The organism is Phytohabitans flavus (assembly GCF_011764545.1).
Taxonomy (GTDB): Bacteria; Actinomycetota; Actinomycetes; order Mycobacteriales; family Micromonosporaceae; genus Phytohabitans; species Phytohabitans flavus.
Window position 1 is genome coordinate 6,467,626 of sequence record NZ_AP022870.1, and the last position, 17,804, is coordinate 6,485,429.

At 69.5% G+C, this 17,804-nt stretch carries 16 protein-coding genes; 7 read left to right on the top strand and 9 right to left on the bottom strand.

The window, feature by feature from the left end:
* Positions 1-47: 47 nt before the first annotated feature.
* Positions 48-707 carry an ABC transporter ATP-binding protein gene (locus tag Pflav_RS28230; RefSeq protein ID WP_232072003.1) on the bottom strand — a complete coding sequence of 220 codons (660 nt, stop codon included), beginning with the start codon at positions 705-707 and terminating at the stop codon, positions 48-50.
* A gap of 455 nt (positions 708-1,162) precedes the next feature.
* Here Pflav_RS28230 and Pflav_RS28235 point away from each other — a divergent pair, with 455 nt between their 5' ends.
* Positions 1,163-1,774 (top strand): PadR family transcriptional regulator, encoded by a 612-nt coding sequence (locus Pflav_RS28235; RefSeq protein ID WP_173039542.1) that lies wholly within the window; start codon positions 1,163-1,165, stop codon positions 1,772-1,774.
* A gap of 209 nt (positions 1,775-1,983) precedes the next feature.
* Here Pflav_RS28235 and rnhA read toward each other — a convergent pair whose 3' ends face one another.
* Both rnhA and Pflav_RS28245 read right to left on the bottom strand, forming a co-directional pair.
* Positions 1,984-2,436 carry a ribonuclease HI gene (gene rnhA / locus Pflav_RS28240; RefSeq protein ID WP_173039544.1) on the bottom strand — a complete coding sequence of 151 codons (453 nt, stop codon included), beginning with the start codon at positions 2,434-2,436 and terminating at the stop codon, positions 1,984-1,986.
* A 29-nt stretch (positions 2,437-2,465) separates the two neighbouring features.
* Positions 2,466-4,130 carry a DUF7910 domain-containing protein gene (locus Pflav_RS28245; protein WP_173039546.1) on the bottom strand — a complete coding sequence of 555 codons (1,665 nt, stop codon included), beginning with the start codon at positions 4,128-4,130 and terminating at the stop codon, positions 2,466-2,468.
* A gap of 270 nt (positions 4,131-4,400) precedes the next feature.
* On the opposite strand from Pflav_RS28245, the gene Pflav_RS28250 reads away from it, so the two are divergent.
* On the top strand, positions 4,401-5,057 hold the full coding sequence (locus tag Pflav_RS28250; protein ID WP_173039548.1) for a hypothetical protein: 657 nt from the start codon (positions 4,401-4,403) through the stop codon (positions 5,055-5,057).
* A gap of 66 nt (positions 5,058-5,123) precedes the next feature.
* Here the strand turns inward: Pflav_RS28250 and Pflav_RS28255 are convergent, their stop codons facing one another.
* Complete coding sequence (locus Pflav_RS28255) at positions 5,124-6,206, bottom strand: glycoside hydrolase family 19 protein (protein WP_173039550.1); 1,083 nt, start codon at positions 6,204-6,206, stop codon at positions 5,124-5,126.
* Between the two features lie 80 nt (positions 6,207-6,286).
* A complete protein-coding gene (locus tag Pflav_RS28260; protein WP_173039552.1) occupies positions 6,287-7,147 on the bottom strand; it encodes a S41 family peptidase in 861 nt (286 codons plus the stop codon).
* Positions 7,148-7,219: 72 nt separating this feature from the next.
* On the opposite strand from Pflav_RS28260, the gene Pflav_RS28265 reads away from it, so the two are divergent.
* Both Pflav_RS28265 and Pflav_RS28270 read left to right on the top strand, forming a co-directional pair.
* Positions 7,220-8,146, top strand: a complete 927-nt coding sequence (locus Pflav_RS28265; RefSeq protein WP_232072005.1) for a serine/threonine-protein kinase — start codon at positions 7,220-7,222, stop codon at positions 8,144-8,146.
* Positions 8,147-8,274: 128 nt separating this feature from the next.
* Positions 8,275-9,729, top strand: coding sequence for a M20/M25/M40 family metallo-hydrolase (locus Pflav_RS28270; protein WP_173042681.1), 1,455 nt, complete (start codon positions 8,275-8,277; stop codon positions 9,727-9,729).
* 8 nt (positions 9,730-9,737) lie between these two features.
* Here the strand turns inward: Pflav_RS28270 and Pflav_RS44165 are convergent, their stop codons facing one another.
* Positions 9,738-10,121: a hypothetical protein gene (locus tag Pflav_RS44165; protein WP_232072007.1), complete on the bottom strand. Its 384-nt coding sequence runs from the start codon at positions 10,119-10,121 to the stop codon at positions 9,738-9,740.
* Between the two features lie 269 nt (positions 10,122-10,390).
* Between Pflav_RS44165 and Pflav_RS44170 the strand changes: the two genes are divergently transcribed.
* Entirely contained in the window at positions 10,391-11,494 is a 1,104-nt protein-coding gene (locus Pflav_RS44170; protein WP_197938775.1) for a hypothetical protein, read from the top strand.
* 305 nt (positions 11,495-11,799) lie between these two features.
* On the opposite strand, the gene Pflav_RS28280 is transcribed toward Pflav_RS44170, so the two are convergent.
* Genes Pflav_RS28280 through Pflav_RS28290 form a run of 3 tightly spaced genes read right to left on the bottom strand, consistent with a single transcriptional unit; the run spans position 11,800 to position 14,940 of the window.
* The gene (locus Pflav_RS28280) at positions 11,800-13,092 is read right to left on the bottom strand and encodes an ABC transporter substrate-binding protein (RefSeq protein ID WP_173039554.1); all 1,293 of its coding nucleotides are present in this window, start codon (positions 13,090-13,092) and stop codon (positions 11,800-11,802) included.
* Between the two features lie 53 nt (positions 13,093-13,145).
* Positions 13,146-14,048, bottom strand: coding sequence for a carbohydrate ABC transporter permease (locus tag Pflav_RS28285; RefSeq protein WP_173039556.1), 903 nt, complete (start codon positions 14,046-14,048; stop codon positions 13,146-13,148).
* Positions 14,038-14,940 carry a carbohydrate ABC transporter permease gene (locus Pflav_RS28290; RefSeq protein WP_173039558.1) on the bottom strand — a complete coding sequence of 301 codons (903 nt, stop codon included), beginning with the start codon at positions 14,938-14,940 and terminating at the stop codon, positions 14,038-14,040. Before Pflav_RS28290 ends, Pflav_RS28285 begins: the two co-directional genes overlap by 11 nt.
* A gap of 343 nt (positions 14,941-15,283) precedes the next feature.
* Here Pflav_RS28290 and Pflav_RS28295 point away from each other — a divergent pair, with 343 nt between their 5' ends.
* A complete protein-coding gene (locus Pflav_RS28295) occupies positions 15,284-16,345 on the top strand; it encodes a LacI family DNA-binding transcriptional regulator (RefSeq protein ID WP_173039560.1) in 1,062 nt (353 codons plus the stop codon).
* A complete protein-coding gene (locus tag Pflav_RS28300; protein WP_197938776.1) occupies positions 16,342-17,796 on the top strand; it encodes a glycoside hydrolase family 5 protein in 1,455 nt (484 codons plus the stop codon). Before Pflav_RS28295 ends, Pflav_RS28300 begins: the two co-directional genes overlap by 4 nt.
* Positions 17,797-17,804 lie beyond the last annotated feature (8 nt).

Sequence of the window (17,804 nt, forward strand, 5' to 3'; positions counted from 1 at the left end):
GTCCACTAAGGACTCACCCGAAAGGCCACAGTGGATCTATGGCCAGGTCAGAACACAGGTGCCGACCGCTTGATCCAATGCCGGGCCGCGTCCCGCGCGGCTGGGCCGGTATCGGCGGTGGTGTCATCGACGACCACCCCCTCGCGCAGGCGCACCACGCGCGGACAGCGGGCGGCCACCGCGTCGTCAGTGGTGGACAACAGCAACGTCATCCCATACGTCCCGGTCATCCGCTTGAGCAGATCCAGGACCTCGGTCGCCGCCCGGTGATCCAGGCCAGCGGCCGGCTCATCGGCGATGACCAGTCGTGGCCGGTTGGCCAGGGCACGCGCCAGCACCACACGCTGCCGCTCCCCGTCCGACAGGTCGGAAACCTCTGCCGCTGCCCGCTCAGCCAGGCCGACCGCGTCGAGAACGTGCAACGCACGCTCATACGGGTCGAAGCTGACCTTCTGGTACAGCAACGGGAACATGATGTTTTCGACGGCTGTGAGCGCACTCATCAGCCTCGAGTCGTGGGACACCACGCCGATACGGCGGCGGAACCGCGTGGCCTGCCGGCTGGAGAGGGCCTCGAGGCGGACACCGTCGACGACGACGCTGCCGGTGTCCGGCCGGTCCTGGGCGGAGGCGAGCCGCAGCAGTGTGCTCTTGCCGGAGCCGGAAGGCCCCGCGAAGGCGACCGCCTGACCGGGGGTAATTGACAAAGTGACGTCTTCGACGGCGGCGACGGTGCCGGCTCGGCGCCCCTGCCCATCGGCCACCCCCGCGTGACGCGATGCAGCCGCACGTTGGCACCCGATCCCGGAGATGAGGATTCGACATCGCCGCGAGGCGGCTCGCGATGGCCAAAGATCGGTATCCCCCGCAGCAGGGCCATGGGGTCAATAATGCCTCACGGGGATCAAGCTATTCGAGCCTCCCGGCGCAATTTTTACGGCCAAGATCCGCCACGGCGGTAAATCTCCTGGTCATCGAGCCTTCTGAGAAATATGGGCTTTGTGGCGACCGAGTTTCGCTCGCGCCGGCTGATCTGTTAGAGGACGCTCGCGCATTCGGTCATCGCCTCGTGCGTCGAGCCCGGGGTGCCCAGGTAGGACTCGCGCTGGTCACCGGCCCTGCCAGCCTCCCTCCAACTGCTCAGGAGCCCTAGGATGGCCAGGTGCCGTACTCGCATGCGTTGCTGGCGCTCCTAGCCGAGCGTGACGGGTACGCGTGGAGTCTGCGCAGCGGGATCGAGGCCGCCCTGGGCGACGACTGGGTCGGCGCCTCACGCAGTCACGTCTATACGATCCTCAAGCAGCTGCTCAAGAACGGGCTGGTCACCGCCGCGCCGCAGCCGAGCACCGACCATCGGCCGGACATCACCAGGCATGCCATCACCGAGGCGGGCCGAGCCGAGCTGGCCCGGTGGATGGACGAGGCGACAGTCCGCAGTGCGGGCTACCGCGACGACTTCCAGATCAAGGTCATGGCAGCGGCCCTGCACGGAGCGGCGGAGATACGCCGGGTCTGTGACACCCAGCGCCGGGCCCGGCTGGAGGAGTTGCAGGTGCTGCACGCGTTGAGAGAAGAAGAGGCCGCGGCGGACGGCCTCGGCACCTGGACTGTCGAAGTCGCGATCAACTACCTCAACGCCGACCTGCTCGCGGTCGACTCGGCCGAATCCCGAGCGGAGCAGATCGCCGAGGAGATCCCCAAGCTGCTCGCGCCGTTCCTCGGGACCGGTGGTGACTCCACATCGGCTGCCGAGAGCGTGCGCAATAGCGCCTGACTCCGCACTGACGTCAACATTAAGTGCCGCGCGCCGTTGATTTCCTGTTACACATTCTTAAACTTTGCATGGACCTGCAATTGCCATCTCGGCTCGCGAAACATGTTCTCGCCTGCCGATAGCCGGGAAGCGCCTCATGGCTCGATCAAGCGATCGGGTACAGATCTTCGGCCATGAAATCGGTGACGAATGAAGCCACCGCCGGGCCGTCAGACCAGGCTCTGCTCCCTGGCAGCGAGGAGGCCCTGGGCCGCGAGCCGGTCGGCACGTTCATTGTCGGCGTGCCCGGCGTGGCCCTTGACCCAGAGCCACTCGACCTGGTGCCGGCTGGCCGCGGCGTCGAGGCGTTGCCACAGGTCGGCGTTCTTGACCGGTTGCTTGCCGGCCGTCAGCCAGCCGTTGCGCTTCCAGCCCGGCAACCACTTGGTGATGCCGTTCCGCACGTAGGTGCTGTCCGTGTGCACGCGCACCACCGCCGGCCTGGTCAGGCTCTCCAGTGCCTGGATCGGGGCCATCAGCTCCATGCGGTTGTTGGTGGTGGCGGTCGCCTCGCCGCCGCACAGCTCCTTCTCGTGGGCGCCGTACCGCAGTAGCGCACCCCATCCACCCGGCCCTGGGTTGCCACTGCACGCGCCGTCTGTGTAAATGTCTACGACTCCCACACGGGCAACCTACCGAAGGGAGCCGCGGCTCAGGCGCCCACGAGGTCGAACTGTTCCCATGTCCCGATGGCTGTGACGGAGGCGATCAGCGGCCCGGCGCCCGCGTTGCCCGCTTGGACATAGCGGTTGTTGGCCAGGGCGCGCAGGCTCACCGACCCGTTCGAGTTGCGGATGAGCTGGAACGTCTCCCACTGGCCCACCGCCGCCCGGTTGGCGATCAGCGGCGCCGCGCCGGCGTTGTCCGCGCACACGTACAGGCCGTTGACCCGCGCGCGCAGGGCCACGTTTCCACCCGAGAGCGTCACCAGGTCGAACTGCTCCCACGGCCCGACCGAGGTGCGGTTGGCGATCAGCGGCGCCGCGCCGGCGTTGTCCGCGCACACGTACAGGCCGTTGACGCGGGCGCGCAGGCTGACCACACCGGTCGGCGGCTGCGGGTTGCCACCGCCGACCACAGGCTGGGTCGGGCGGGTGGGCGTGAGCGCGATCTGGCCCTTGAGCATCCGCCCACCGTCGGCGGTCAGACGCAGGTAGTAGTCGGAGGAGCAGGCGGTGCCGTCCTCGTCGAGCGCGCGGCGGCCGAAGTTGGTCGGCTGCATCGCGGCGCTCTCGGCGGTCTTGGCGATCTGGTTGCCCTCGTTGTACTCGTCGAACATCGAGATGTAGATGCCCTGGCACCCGACGCGAACCATGTTGTAGAAGTGCCGCCACATGAAGTCGCCGTGGCGGCGGTGGCCGGACGACAGGTCGCCGGGCATCACGCAGGGCTGGTAGTCGATGCCGAGGCGGTTGCACTCGGCCTGGTCGCCGACGTTGACGTTGTTGTAGTACGAGTCGAGGTCCGCCGGACTGCCGGCGCGGCCGACCATCCAGGGCGAGATCATGTTGAACGCGCGGTAGACGTCGCCGAAGCCGGGGCGGGAGTCGCTAACGCCGGTGCGCCACCAGGTGGGCACCCCGCCGATCACGTAGCAGCCCTGGCTCTTGAACCAGTTGATGACGTCGAGGCAGGCAGCCGGGGCAAAGGGGCGCCCGGGGTCGTTGAACCCGAAGCCCCAGATGCAGACGACCGGCTTGCCGTTCTGCATCGCGTAGGCCGGCGACGACGTGTACGCCCGCATCTTCGTGGTCCAGTCCGTCTTGATCTGGGCCTGCATGCTGGTCCAGTTCGTGACGTCGTACATGATGTAGAACTTGCGCCCGAACGCCTCCGCCGCCGTGCGGACCTTGGCCGCCATGGCGTCGCGGATCGCGCCCTCGCCGCCGAACGGGTTGAACCGCTGGAGCGCCGCCGTGTCGCACCCGTACTGCTGCATCCACCGGAAGTGGGTGTCCACGGTCTGCTGGTCGTACGACGAGAAGAGCCGGGCCGGCTGCCCGTTGCCGAGGTTGGCGTACGCGGTCTGGTAGCTGGCGGTGTACTCACGCATGTCCGGCCACGAGATGATCGCGGTGTTGCTGGGCGACGGGGCCTGTCCCCAGTTTTGGCTCCAGTGCCACCAGCCGTTGATGGGTGAACCGTCGCCCACGGCGGCGAACCAGCCCTGGTACCCAACGGTGATCTTGCCGACCACGTCGCCGGGCGGGCTGGCCGCCTCGGCTGGGGCCGGGGAAGCGACGGCCGAGGCGCCCGCGGCGGCGAGCGCGGAGCCGGCAACGGCGGAGGTCAGGACGCTGCGGCGCGAGATACCCATCGACGACTCCCAGTCTTCGACATAGTTAAACCAATGAATTTAACGATCCCGAAACTAGGCCGAAACTCGGCCGCCTGTCAAGACAGACGCCGGATGTCTTGACGTTTTGCGCGAACCGCGCGGCCGGTCAACGCAGCAGACCGGCAGCTATAGGTCCGATGTCTGGCGGCTACGCGCGCCACGCAGGCGGCGACCCTGCGCATGCCGCTCGCCGCAAAGTGTTCTGATGGTGGTGCTGACACCGGTCGGGGGACGCTTTGGGGGAATCGGATGATTATCGAAGCGCGCTTCAACGGCCCGCCCGGCTCGGGCAACGGCGGCTACAGCGCCGGTCTCTTCGCCGCCTCGCGCGAGCCCGGCAGCGCCGACCCGGAGGTAACGCTCCGCATGCCCCCGCCCCTCGACACCCCGCTCACCCCGGCAGACGGAAAGATCCAAGCCCCGGACGGCGCCATCGTGGCCGAGCTCGCCGCAGCCAGCGCCATCACCGTCACGGTCCCTCCGATCGGGTACGCCTTGGCGGAAGAGGCCGCCACTCGCTACGCCGGCTTCGCCGAGCACCCATTCCCCACCTGCTACGTCTGCGGCCCGGAGCGCCCCGACGGCCTGCGCATCTTCCCCGGCACGCTCGACGACGGCACGACCGCCGCCCCCTGGACGGTCCCTGACGGTGTCTCCCACGCGGTGGTCTGGGCCGCCCTCGACTGTCCCGGCGGCTGGACTGTCATCCACAGTGGCCGCCCGTACGTGCTGGGCCGGATCGCGGTACGCGTGGCGCGGGTGCCGGCACCGGGCGAGCGGTGCGTGGTGCGCGGCGCGCTGGCCGAGAGCGAGGGCCGAAAGGCGCTGGTGCACACGACGCTGTACGGCGCGGACGGCGACGAGGTAGCCCGGGCCCGCGCCACCTGGATCGCCATCGCCCGCTGAGTTTCGGCAGGGCCGGGCCCGGGCGGTGTTCGGCGCACCGCCCAGGCCCGGGGCTGCTCGCTGCTCTCAGCAGGTCAGGTTGCCACCAGGCGTGGTGCCGAGGATCTGCACGAACCGCTGGTAGTTGTTGACGCGGCTCTGCACCTGGGCGGGGTTGCGACCGTTGCACTCCAGCGAACCGTTGATGCTCCGGATGGTCTCACCGAAGCCAGCACCGTTGACCATCGCGTTGTGCGGGGTCATGGTGCCGGGGCCGTTCTGGGTGTTCCAGTACCAGAGGCCGGTGCGCCAGGCGACCGACGCGTCCTGCTGTACCAGCCACGGGTTGGTGAGCAGGGGCAGGCCGAGCGCGTCGCCGGCGGCCTTGTAGTTGAAGTTCCAGCTCAGCTGGATCGGGCCGCGGCCGTAGTACGCGGCCTGGCCGGCCGGGCAGCCGTACGGCTGGCTGGCGTCGCAGTAGTGCGGGTAGTTAGCGGTGTTCTGCTCCACGATGTGGACGAGGCCGCCGGTCTCGTGGCTGACGTTCGCGAGGAAGGCGGCCGCCTCCTGGCGACGGACCGTGTCGCTGCCGGTGCGGGCGAAGGCGGGGTACGCGTTCAGCGCGGCGACCAGGCCGGAGTACGTGTAGAACGAGTTCCGGCTCGGGAACATCTGGTTGAACTGCGCCTCGCTCACCACGAAGCCGTTGCCACCACCGGGCGGGGGCGTGGTGACCGGCGGCTGGCCGCTGCACGTGTACGGGTCCCAGTACCAGGTGCTGATCGTGGGGTCGTAGCCCGGGTTGTCGTGCTCGGCGATGTAGTACTGGCCGTTGGTGTACCGGACGATCGAGCCGGTCGTGTACCACTGACCGGCGACCCAGTTGGGGTAGTTGCAGGCGCCCGGGTTGGGCGGCGGGGTGGTGCCGCCGCACGTGCCCTGGTCGGCCCAGACGCCCGTGGTGCCGGGCGGCGCCTCGCCCTGGGTCCACCACTTGGCCAGCCAGTTGCGGCCGTTGTGCGAGGCCGTCATCCCTCCGGTGTAGACGGACGACGCCTGCCACGGCGCCGCACAGGCGGCCGCGGACGCGCTGGTGATCGGCACGATCGCCGCCAGCGCACCCCCGATCACCAGTGCCGCGATCGTCGCGATCGTGCGCACCTTGAACACAGGGTCACCTCCTCGATGTGTGGTCGTGACGTTCATCGATGAGGTGAGAGCGTAACACGATAAATAAACTTTCCTAACAATTACGAACGGACGGCCGTCAGCGCTGCGGATACAGCGTCCGCGGCGGGACACTCGACGTGCGGCACCACCCCGCTGCCCTCCCAACTCGCACCGGTGACGGCGTCGGTCACGTACCCGATGGGCACCTGGCCGACGACGGTGGGCGCGAGCCGGATCTCGGTGATGTGGTCGGCGGCGCCGGGCGTCCGCTCGCCCACGACGGTGACCCGACCGCGCTCCCTCAGGTGGTACGCGAGCGCCTCGCCAGAGGAGAAGGTGCGGCCACTGACCAGCACCGCAACCGGGACGTCGGCGGGCACCGCCGTGCCGTCGGGTAGGTCGGGCGTCCACCACTGGCGGGCGTGGTTGCGGTATGTCACGTCGGACAGGTGCGTCGCCCGGTCGCCGAGCAGCCGGCCGGCGATGTAGGCGACCGTCTCCGGGAAGCCGCCGCCGTTGGAGCGCAGGTCGAGCAGGATGCCCGTGGCGCCGCGGGCGAGCGCGAAGGCGCCGTCGAGGTAGGGCTGGGCGAGGCGGAGCGCGTCGAAGCCGTCGACCCGGATCAGGCAGGCATCACCGTCCACCCTGGACACTTGGCGCACCTGGGCAGCCGAGAGGCCGACCACGGCCGGGTCGGGCTCGGGCCAGCCGGGCGCGACCTCGTCGGGCGTACGCGTGCCGGCCGGGTCGAAGTGGAGCAGCAGGTGCCGGGCGTACGGCCAGGCGACCCGCTCGATCTCCGCACACGCGGCGGCGGTGATCGGGTCACGCCGCCCGCCGAACTCCTCCTCCAGCACGGTGGCCAGCCGCTCGAAGCGCTCGTGGGGCGGCGGGAGCCGGCGCAGCCAGCCGGTCAGACGGTCGATCAGGTCGGAGATCATGCGGCATACGGTAGGGCTGATCAAAACCAGCCCGGCACCAATCCCCCAGCCAGCCCGTTCCGAATCGCTTTCGTGAGCACCGGGACCGTGATCGCCGGCCGATACCGGCTGAGGGAGGCGATCGGAAGTGGCGGCATGGGCCAGGTCTGGTTGGCCGCCGACGACATGCTGGGCCGCAACGTGGCGGTCAAGGAAGTGACCGCGCCCGACTCGGGACACTTCGCGACGGTGCGGCAGAGCCTGCGCGAGGCCCGCTCGGCCGCTTCGCTCAACCATCCCAATGTGGTACAGATCCACGACATCCTGCACACGGACCGGCCGTGGATCGTGATGGAGTACGTGCCGTCCCGCTCGCTGTACGACGTGATCGTCCGCGACGGGCCGCTCAGCCCGCGCGACGCGGCGCGGGTGGGACTCGGCATGCTCGCCGGGCTGCGGGCGGCACACCGTGGCGGGATCATCCACCGCGACGTCAAGCCGCAGAACGTGCTTGTCGCCCACGACGGACGGGTGGTGCTCACCGACTTCGGCCTGGCGGTACGTGAGGGCGGGTCCGGCCAGGCGGAGGCGCTGATCGGCTCGCCGCAGTACATGGCACCGGAGCGGGTGCGCGACGGCGCCTCGACGCCGGCCACGGACATGTGGTCGCTCGGCGCGACTCTGTACGCCACTGTGGAGGGACGAGCCCCGTACCAGAGAGAAACGACGCCCGCGACGCTGCTGGCACTGGCCGGCGAACCGCCGGATCCGATGCGCCGGGCCGGTCCTCTGGCCCCGATCCTGCTCCGCCTGCTCGAACGGGACCCGGCGCGGCGCGCGGACGCCGACGAGGTGGAGCAGTGCCTGCGGCCGATCGCGGAGGGCGTGCCGGAGCCGGCCGAGCGTTCGCCGGACGAGGCCGCGCTGGCCCGGCTGACCCGCATCCAGCTCGCGGTGGCCAGCTTCGTGCTGGCCGCGACCGCCACCGTCGCCGTCCTCCTGGCGGTCGGGTGGTCATAACCCCAACCCGAGTACCCAATTGAGCTTTCTCTATCGCTCGGCACGCGCCATATCCTGCGGCTGCCGGTTGCCCCGGCGTTCCCTCGGCCCTGGGAGGTCGCGTGAGACCCTCGTCGATCCTGCGTGTGATGGCGGCCGTGCCGCTCGTGGCGGCCGCGCTGGCCGTGCCAGCGGCGCCGGCCGCCGCCGTGGCAGCCGCCCCGGACATCTCCCTCGCGAACGTCAAGGCGCACGTCCAGCAGTTCCAGTCGATCGCCACCGCGAACGGCGGCAACCGCCGCTCGACCACCGCGGGATACACCGCGTCGGTGAACTACGTGGCGAACCGGCTCACCGCCGCGGGCTTCACGGTGGTGCGGCAGAACTGCACCTCCGGCTGCACCGCTGGCGCCGGGCCGAATGTGATCGCGGACTGGCCGGGCGGCGACCCCAACAGCGTGTACATGTTCGGCGCGCACCTCGACGGTGTGGCGGCCGGCCCGGGCATCAACGACAACGCCTCCGGCTCCTCGATGCTGCTCGAGCTCGCGCTGACGCTCGCCGCGACAAACCCGAGCCTCACGAGCCACCTGCGCTTCGCCTTCTGGACCGACGAAGAGCAGGGCCTGAACGGGTCGGAGTTCTACGCCAACACGCTGCCGACCGCCGAGCGGACGCGGATCCGTGGGTACTTCAACTTCGACATGGTCGGCTCCACGAACGGCGGTTACTTCATCAACCGCATCACGTCCGGCGTCGGCCAGGTGCTGAAGGCGTACTACGACTCGATCGGCGTGCAGACCGAGGAGAACACCGAGGGGGCGGGGCGCTCCGACGACGCCTCGTTCAACGCGATCGGCGTACAGACGTCCGGTGTCGCGGCTGGCGCTTCGCGAGTCAAGACCGCCGCGCAGGTGGCCAAGTGGGGCGGTACCCAGAGCGCGTTCGACCCGTGCTACCACCGCGCCTGCGACACGTACCCGAGCAACATCTCGGACACTGTGCTCGACCGGGCCGGCGACGCCGCGGCCTACGCGCTCTGGACGCTCGCCACCGGCACCGCGCCGGCGACGATCTGGTCGGACACCTTCGAGACGGCCACCGGCTGGACCACCAACGCCTCCGGCACCGACACGGCCACCGCCGGCGCATGGGAGCGAGCCGACCCGGCCGCCACCACGTCGAGCGGCGCCAAGCAGCTCGGCACCACGGTCTCCGGCGTAAACGACCTGGTCACCGGCCCGCTGGCGGGTACCGACGCGGGGACGTACGACGTCGACGGCGGCACCACGAGCGCCCGCTCGCCGGCCATCACGCTCCCCAGCGAGACGCTCACGCTGTCGCTCTCCTGGTACCTGGCGCACGGCAGCAACTCCTCCAGCGCCGACTTCTTCCGGGTGTCGATCGTCCACAGTGGTGGCACGACCGCGCTCTTCACCCAGCCCGGTGCGGCCACCAACCGCAACGGCGCCTGGGCGACCGGCAGCTGGAACATCTCCGCCTACGCCGGTCAGCAGGTGCGGGTGCTCGTGGAGGCGGCGGACGCTTCGGGCGCGAGCCTTGTCGAGGCCGGCGTCGACGACGTGCGGATCACCAGCTCCTGACCCGCGGCTCAGGGTGACGGGTGCAGGCCCTCGTGCCGCACCCGCCACCCCTCGGCCGGAAAGCCGGGCGTCTGACGGGCGCCGTCCCAGCCGGCGGCCATCAGCGCCACCGCGGCGAGCAGGCCGCCGTTGCCGGGCAGGTAGATCGGCAGCGACGGGGTCTGGCGGTTGTGGCCGTTGGGCAGGTGGGTGTTCTTCGCGACCGGCATCAGCAGTGCGTCCAGCGCGGTCTCTGTCTCGCCGAGCCGGGCGGCGGTCATCGCGATCGCGGGGTAGTCCCAGCCCCACGTGCTCGGCCAGTCCCATGTGGACATCACCGAGCGGAGCGTGGCCCGCATGACGTCGGGGTCGATCAGCTCGGTGGGTGGGACGACGCCGAGGGCGTACAGCATCGAGGGGTGGTCGTCCACCAGCGTGTACGGGGAACGTCGATCGCCGTGTACACGCCGTCGCGCACGTGGGGCGGGCGAGGTGGTCGGCCACCTCCGTCCACAGTGGCTCGGGCGGCAGCCCGAGGCGCACGCGCCACTCCTGGGCGACGCGCAGGCCCCACGCCCAGTACGCCAGCTCGAACGTCGGGTTGGTGGCGGTGGCGCGAATCTCGCTGTACGACTCCTGGGCCGGCACGAGCGGCGGTCCGAGCTGGTAGCCGTGCTCGCCCTTGGCCGCGTACGTCGCCATGAACGCGGCCGACTCGAAGACGATCTCGGCGTACCGCTCCAGCATCTCCCGCGTGCCGGTCGCCCGGTGCACAAGCTCGGCGAGGTGGATCGGGTGCGGCTGCTGCCAGATGAGGAACGGGCCGATCGGGCTCGGGCTCTCGCGCCCGTCCGGGCCGACCTGCTTGGGCCAGCGGGCACCGGCGCAGCCCTGGCGCTGGGCGGTGGCGCGGGCGCCGGGGAGCACCGAGGTGTACCAGCCGAGGCTCCGCTCCAGCAGCTCGGGCCGGCCCCAGAGGGCGAAGTGCGCGGCGTGCCACCAGTGCATCTCGAGGTGGAAGCGGCCCCGCCAGCTATTCACCATCAGGCCGGTCTCCTGCGGCGGCAGCGAGCCGGCGCAGTGGATGCGCGTGAGGTACTGGGAAAGCACGATCCGCCGTTCGAGCTCGGCGGCCCGCGGGTCGGTGCTGCCGGACAGCTCGACCGCGCCACCGCTCTCCCAGAAGGCGGCCCACGCCTCAACCGAGGCCCGGACGCACTCCTCGAAGCCGGCCGTCGCGCCGAATCCGACGGTCATCTCCAGCAGGTCCTGGCCCGAGACGAGCAGCTCGTGCGGCCCGGTCTGGCGCACCGAGCCGCCCGCCGAGAGCGCTACGTCCACTGTGTACCGCGTGTCGTCGAGAACGCGGTCCACCCTGCACCCGAGCCCGATCGGGTACAGGGTGGACGAATGCGCGTCCGGCCGGGCCCAGTCGGCCGCGACGCTCCACGACTGCGACCCGTACGGGAACGCGATCCGCACCGCCAGCCCGGACCCGAGCAGCGCGGAGACGACCCGTACGGCGAGCACGTCGCGGTCGGGGTGGCAGGCCGTGGTGACCCGCACAGGAGTGCCTCGCAGGAGGAACCGGCTCTCGATGACGCCGGTCCACAGGTCCAGCCGCTGGCGCACCTCGGTCACGTCCCCAGGTGCCACGGGCTGTCCATCCAGGACGAGCCCGATCCGGCCGAGGTCGAGCCGGTGGGGGTTGTTGCGCAGCCACGACTCGGCGAGCGAGGCCGGAGCGTCCCCGGTACCGGTCACCGCACCGCGCATGTCCACGTAGGGCACCGGGCCGCGCGGCGTGTCGTACCACCGGTAGGTGTCGGCCAGGTCGAGACCCTCACCGCCCGGCATGCTGTGCCAGCCCCACTGGGACATGGTGGCCAGCAGCGTCCCGGGCTCCGGCCCGTCCCGGTTTTCCACCGGGTACAGGTCGGGGAAGGTTTGCAGTCCGGTGACGTCGACAGTGCAGCAGAACTCGCCGTTGCCCACCGACAGCGGTGACGCCGGCTCGAACCTGGTCACCTCCACCGCATGCCGCCCGACAAGCTCGCGCCGATCGATCGACGTCACCGGACTACCCCCCGTCTACTTGATCGCGGCTTCGACCTGCTTGGCGAACTCGTCCGCCGCCTCGGCCGGCGTCTTGCGGTTGAAGAGCACCTCGTCGTTCAACCGGGTGAGGATGTTGGGCGTGTCGGTCGAGCCCTCCGGGCCGATGACCAGCGGCTGGCCCATCGTCGGCGTCGCCGCCTCGATGAACTCGGCCTGTGCCTTCTGATCCTCGTTGAGCGCCGGGAGGATCGCCTTGAGCACGTCCCCGTTCGCCGGGATGCCCCGGTCGGTGAGGATGAGCTTGCCGGCGTCCTCGGTGTTGACCAGGAAGTCGACAAGCTTGGCGGCTTCCTTCGGGTGCTTGCTCTTCGCGTTGATCGTGTAGACCTGCGATGCCTGAAGCCACATGCCCTTCTGCTGGGCGCTGCTCTCACCGGGGTAGCGCAGCAGCTTCAGCGGGTGCCCCGATGCCTTGCGCAGCGCGCCGATCTGGTTGCTCCAGTCGACCTGCATGCCGGCGAGACCGCGGCCGATCAGCGACTGCTCGGGCGAGGGCTGCGTGGCCAGCTCGGCGGTCGTCGCGGCGGGCGGCGAGGCGCCGGCGTCCCGCAGCTTGGTGGTCAGCGTCCACCACTCGACAAGCGTCTGCTTGCTGATGCCGAGCTTGCCGTCCGGCGTGTACAGCCCTTCGCCCCGCTGGCGGGAGTAGACGTCGAGCGTGTCGCTCTTGGTCGGGTCGGCCACACCGTAGGTGCCCTTGGGTGACTTCTTCGCCACGTCCGTCGCGATGCGGACGAAGTCGTCCCAGGTCCAGGTCGCGTCGTCCGGCAGCGGCACGCCGGCCTTCTCGAAGACGACCGGGTCCGCGATGATCACCGGCGTGTTCACACCGGTAGGTACGCCGAACTGCTTGTCCTCGAACTTGCCGTTGCCCAGCGCGGCCGCGTCGATCTTGTCGGTCTTCAGCTCGCCGCTCACCCGGGACAGGTCGAGCAGCGCGCCGCGCCCGCCGTACTCCCGGGGGTAGGCGCCGCCGAGCGTGATGACGTCCGGACCCCGCCCCGAGGCGACCTCGGTGGCGAGCTTGTCGAAGTAGGCATTGAAGTCGGCGAAGTCGCCGGTCACCTTGATGCCCGGGTTCTTCGCCTCGAACGCGGCGATGACCTTCTTGGTGGTCTCCGCCCGGTCGTTGTTTCCCCACCAGGAGAAGCGGAGCTCCACCGGGCCGTCGCCGCTGCCACCACCCGAGTCGTCACCGCAGCCGGCGGCGGCGAGGAGCGTGGCACCGGCGACTAAAGCGGCGGCAAGGCGCCATCTGATTCTCATCTGAAGGTCCTTTCGTGGGTTGGTTAGAACGATTCACAAAAGGCTGGGGCGAATCACTTCAGGCCCGTCGTGGCCAGCCCCTGGGTGAGGTAGCGCTGGCCGGCGAGGAAGAACCCGAAGATGGGTGCCAGCGCCACAATGGACATCGCGAAGAGTTGCCCCCACGCGCTCTCCCCCTGACCGTCCAGGAAGGAGTTGAGCGCCACGGGTGCCGTGTACAGGTTGGGGTCGGTCAGGAAGATCAACTGGCTGAAGAAGTCGTTCCAGGTCCAGATGAAGGTGAACAGCGCGGACGTGGCCAGCGCCGGCAGGGACAGCGGCATGATGATCCGCCAGTAGATGCGGAAGTGCCCGCACCCGTCCATCCGCGCCGCCTCGTCCAGCTCGCGCGGCAGGCCCCGGATGAACTGCACCATCAGGAAGATGAAGAACGCGTCCGTGGCGAAGAACTTCGGGACGATGAGCGGCAGGTTGGTGTTGATCCAGCCCAGCTCGGAGAAGAGCACGTAGCGCGGGACGATCAGCACGTGGATCGGCAGCATGAGCGTGGAAAGCATCATCGCGAAGAAGACGGCCCGCCCGCGAAACTTCAGCCGCGCGAACGCGTACGCCGCCAGCGAGCAGGAGAGCAGGTTGCCGACCACCGAGAAGAACGCGATGACCGCCGAGTTCCACAAGTAAAAGTGGAACGGGTGGGCGAGCGCGGTCCAGCCCTCGGTGTAGTTGGCGAAGTTGGCCTCGCTGGGCCAGATGGACGGGTCGCGGAAGATCAGCTCGGTCGGCTTGAACGAGCTCGACACCATCCACAGCAGCGGGTACAGCATCGCGATGCCGAGCACGATCAGCAGCGCGTGCTTGCCCAGCCGGCGGGCCCGGCTGGTGCTTCCCGGTCCCGACGGGCGGTCCGCCTGCGCGTCCACCGCCGGCCCGGCCGGCAGCATCGTGTCAGTCGCCATAGAAGACCCACTTCTTCGCGAAGAGGAAGTTGACGCCGGTCAGCACCGCGATGATGACCAGCAGCACCCAGGCCAGCGCGGATGCGTAGCCCATCTCGAACGAGCCGAAGCCGCGGTCGTACAGGTAGAGCGTGTAGACCAGCGTGGAGTCGACCGGTCCACCGAGGCCGCCGCTGACGACGAACGCCTGGGTGAAGTTCTGGAACGCGTCGATCATCTGGAGCACGACGTTGAAGAAGATGATCGGCGTCAGCAGCGGCAGCGTGATGCGGAAGAACTGCGACACCGGGCCAGCCCCGTCGACCGAGGCCGCCTCGTAGTACGACGTGGGGATCTGCCGCAGGCCAGCCAGGAAGATCACCATCGGCGCGCCGAACGTCCAGGCGTTGAGCGCCACGAGCGTGCCGAGCGCGAAGTCCGGGTTGGCGATCCAGCTGGTGCCCTGCAACCCGACGAGGTCGAGGAGCTGGTTGATCAGGCCCTCGCTGCCGAAGATTTGCCGCCACAGGATCGCGATCGAGACGCTGCCGGCGAGCAGGGACGGCAGGTAGTACACCGAGCGGTAGAAGGCGAGGCCGCGCACGCCCCGGTTGAGCAGCATCGCGAGCGCGAGGGCCAGGCCCAGCTGGAGCGGCACGGAGACGAAGACGTACTCGAACGTGACGACCAGCGACTTGTGCAGCCGGGTGTCGTCGAGCATGCGCTGGAAGTTTTCCAGGCCGATCCACTCCGGCGGGCTGAGCAGGGTGTAGTCGGTGAAGGAGAGGTAGAGCGAGGCGAGGATCGGCCCGATGGTGAACACGGCCATGCCGATGAACCAGGGCAGCAGGAAGACGTACGCGGCACGGTCCTCCCGCCGAGTCCCTTTGATCTTCAGGCTGCGCTCGCTCATCGGAGCACCCTTCGGTCTGTGAACGAGTGGGGGTCGACGCTTCTCGCCGTGTCGCAGGCCCTCACTCCGGAGCTGAGTAACCAGTTTCTAACAGAGCCATAATCTGCTGTCAACGATCAGTTGTCACGTTTCAATGAAGGACAAACCGGGCAGCCATCGCCTCGGGTGACGGCCTGGCAACCGATTGCCAGGCCGTTCGAGTAACCGGTATCTTGACCCGGCGACAACGTTCGCGCTGGATATGGGCACCCAGGAGCGGCGGCATGAGTGAGCGAAGCGAGCGAATCAACAGGCACAGCGTCATTGGTTGCTCATGCCCGCCCGCAGCGAAGCGAGGACGGGCATGAGTCTGGATGCAGGCGACACCCACCGAAGTAAGCCGCGGGCTCGCCGCGGCGGCGTCCGGCGCGATCCGACGGCCGCCACGATCAGCCGGGTCGCGGACGCGGCGGGGGTCTCCCGCGCGACCGTCTCCCGGGTGATGAACGGCAGCACCACGGTCGCTCCCGAGCTGGCCGCCCGCGTGCGCGCGGCCGCCGAGGCGCTCAACTACGAGCCGAGCCTCCTGGCCCGCAGCCTCGCGCTGGGGCGCACGAGCACGGTCTCGCTGATCGTGCCGGACCTGGCCAACCCGATGTTCCAGGACATACTGCGCGGCCTCAGCACCGCCGCGGGGGCGCACGGCCACCGCCTGATGGTCGCCGAGTCCAATGAGAACGCCGAGGCCGAGCAGATCCTGGCGGTCGAGGCGCGGCGCCGCTCGGACGGGCTTGTGCTCGCCTCATCCCGCATACCCGAGCCGCAACTGCGGGCCTTGCACGAGCGGCTCGCGCCGCTCGTGCTGCTCAACCGGGAGATCCCGGGCACCGCGGTCCCGTCACTCTCCGTCGACTACCACGCCGGCATTCGCGCGATCGTCGCCCACCTTCTCGGGTACGGTCACCGCCGCCTCGTGTACCTCGCCGGCCCGCCCGCGAGCACCTCCAACACCGACCGGCTCGTGACGCTCCGCGCGGAGGCGGCCGGCAGCCCCGGCTTCGACCTGACCGAGCTCGACTGCGGCTCCACCTTCGAGACGGGGCACGCGGCGGCCCGGGCGGTGCTGGCGACCGGCGCGACAGCGGTGGTGGCGTTCAACGACATGGTCGCCTTCGGTGCGCTGAGCGGGCTGCACGAGCTGGGCGTCTCGGTGCCCGGACAGGTCTCCATCACCGGCTTCGACGACATCCCGTTCGCCCGCTACACGACACCGCCACTCACGACCGCCTCCATCCCGAAAAACGAGCTGGGAGGCCAGGCGTGGGAGCGGCTGTGGGCGCTGATGAGCGGCGCTTCTCCGGGCTACGACGCCCGCTTCCAGCCACGCCTTCTAGTACGCGACACGACGGGACCGGCACCAGCGTGAGTCTAGAGTGGATAGAGGTACGCGGGGACCGCCTCGTGGCCTCCTCTGGTGAGGTCGTCACGCTGGCCGGGGTCGGCCTCGGCGGCTGGCTCAACATGGAAAACTTCATCACCGGCTACCCCGGCACCGAGTCGCAGCAGCGCAAGGCGTTGCGGCGTGCGCTCGGCGAGGAGGGGTGCAGGCGGTACTTCGACCGCTTCCTCACCGACTTCTTCGACGCGGCGGACGCCCGGCACCTCGCCTCGCTCGGGCTCAACTCGGTGCGGATCCCGTTCAACTACCGGCATTTCGAAGACGACGACCGACCGTTCGCGCACAAGGCCGAGGGGTTCGCCTGGCTCGACCGCGCGATCGGGCTCTGCGCGGACGCCGGCCTGTACGCGATCCTCGACCTGCACGCGGTGCCCGGCTTCCAGAACCAGAACTGGCACAGCGACAACCCCACCCACTGGGCGTCGTTCTGGACCCACCGCCACTTCCAGGACCGGGTCGTACACCTGTGGGAGGCGCTCGCCGACCGCTACCGCGACAACCCGACCGTGGCTGGGTACAACCCGGTCAACGAGCCAGCCGACCCGTCCGGTGAGGTGATCGGCCCGTTCTACGCCCGGTTGGAGCGGGCCATCCGCGCGGTCGACCCGCGACACGTGCTGTTCCTGGACGGAAACCGGTACTCCACCGATTTTTCCGCCTTCACCGAGCCGTTTGCCAACACCGTCTACACAGCACACGACTACGCGTTGCCCGGGATGGCGGCCGGCAGCGAGTACCCGGGGATGGCCCGCGGCGAGTACTTCGACCGCCAGGTGGTGGAAGAGACGTTTCTGCGGCGCACAGAGTTCATGCGCCGCACCGGTACGCCCATCTGGATCGGCGAGTTCGGCCCGGTGTACACGGGCGACCCGGCGGTGGACCAGTCGCGGCTGCGGCTGCTGCGCGACCAGCTCGACATCTACCGGGCGCACGGTGCCAGCTGGGCACTGTGGACGTCCAAGGACATCGGGCTGCAAGGCCTGGTGTACGCCGACCCGCAGAGCCCGTACCTGCGCCGGATCGCCCCGGTGCTGGAGAAGAAGGCGCGGCTGGGCGTCGACTCGTGGGGCGGCGTCGACACCGGGATCCGCGACGTGCTGGGCCCGATCGAGGAGCTGTTCGCGCGCGAGTTCCCGGACTTCCAGCCGTACCCGTGGGGCCGCCGCGCCTGGGTCAACCTGCTCGTGCGGCACATCCTGCTGGCCGAGCCGATGGTCGGTGACTTCGAGCGCTGCTTCGCCGGAGTGACGCCGGACGAGGCGGCGGAGCTGGCCGGCTCGTTCGCCTTCGACAGGTGCGTGGTGCGCACGCCGCTCGCCGACGCCCTGCGCGACCACCTGGCCGCCAGGTCAAGGTTGGGCTTGGAACGCGGGCCCGGCAGCGAGGGTCGTGGTCGGCCGACCACGACCCAGGGGTGAGCTTGCCC

What these genes read in the sequence shown, in the direction of transcription:
- Pflav_RS28245 (WP_173039546.1), bottom strand. Translation starts at nt 4,130, where the DNA reads ATGGGTATCTCGCGCCGCAGCGTCCTGACCTCCGCCGTTGCCGGCTCC.
- Pflav_RS28250 (WP_173039548.1), top strand. Translation starts at nt 4,401, where the DNA reads ATGATTATCGAAGCGCGCTTCAACGGCCCGCCCGGCTCGGGCAACGGC.
- Pflav_RS28260 (WP_173039552.1), bottom strand. Translation starts at nt 7,147, where the DNA reads ATGATCTCCGACCTGATCGACCGTCTGACCGGCTGGCTGCGCCGGCTC.
- Pflav_RS28270 (WP_173042681.1), top strand. Translation starts at nt 8,275, where the DNA reads ATGGCGGCCGTGCCGCTCGTGGCGGCCGCGCTGGCCGTGCCAGCGGCG.
- Pflav_RS44165 (WP_232072007.1), bottom strand. Translation starts at nt 10,121, where the DNA reads ATGCTGTACGCCCTCGGCGTCGTCCCACCCACCGAGCTGATCGACCCC.
- Pflav_RS28280 (WP_173039554.1), bottom strand. Translation starts at nt 13,092, where the DNA reads ATGAGAATCAGATGGCGCCTTGCCGCCGCTTTAGTCGCCGGTGCCACG.
- Pflav_RS28285 (WP_173039556.1), bottom strand. Translation starts at nt 14,048, where the DNA reads ATGGCGACTGACACGATGCTGCCGGCCGGGCCGGCGGTGGACGCGCAG.
- Pflav_RS28290 (WP_173039558.1), bottom strand. Translation starts at nt 14,940, where the DNA reads ATGAGCGAGCGCAGCCTGAAGATCAAAGGGACTCGGCGGGAGGACCGT.
- Pflav_RS28295 (WP_173039560.1), top strand. Translation starts at nt 15,284, where the DNA reads ATGAGTCTGGATGCAGGCGACACCCACCGAAGTAAGCCGCGGGCTCGC.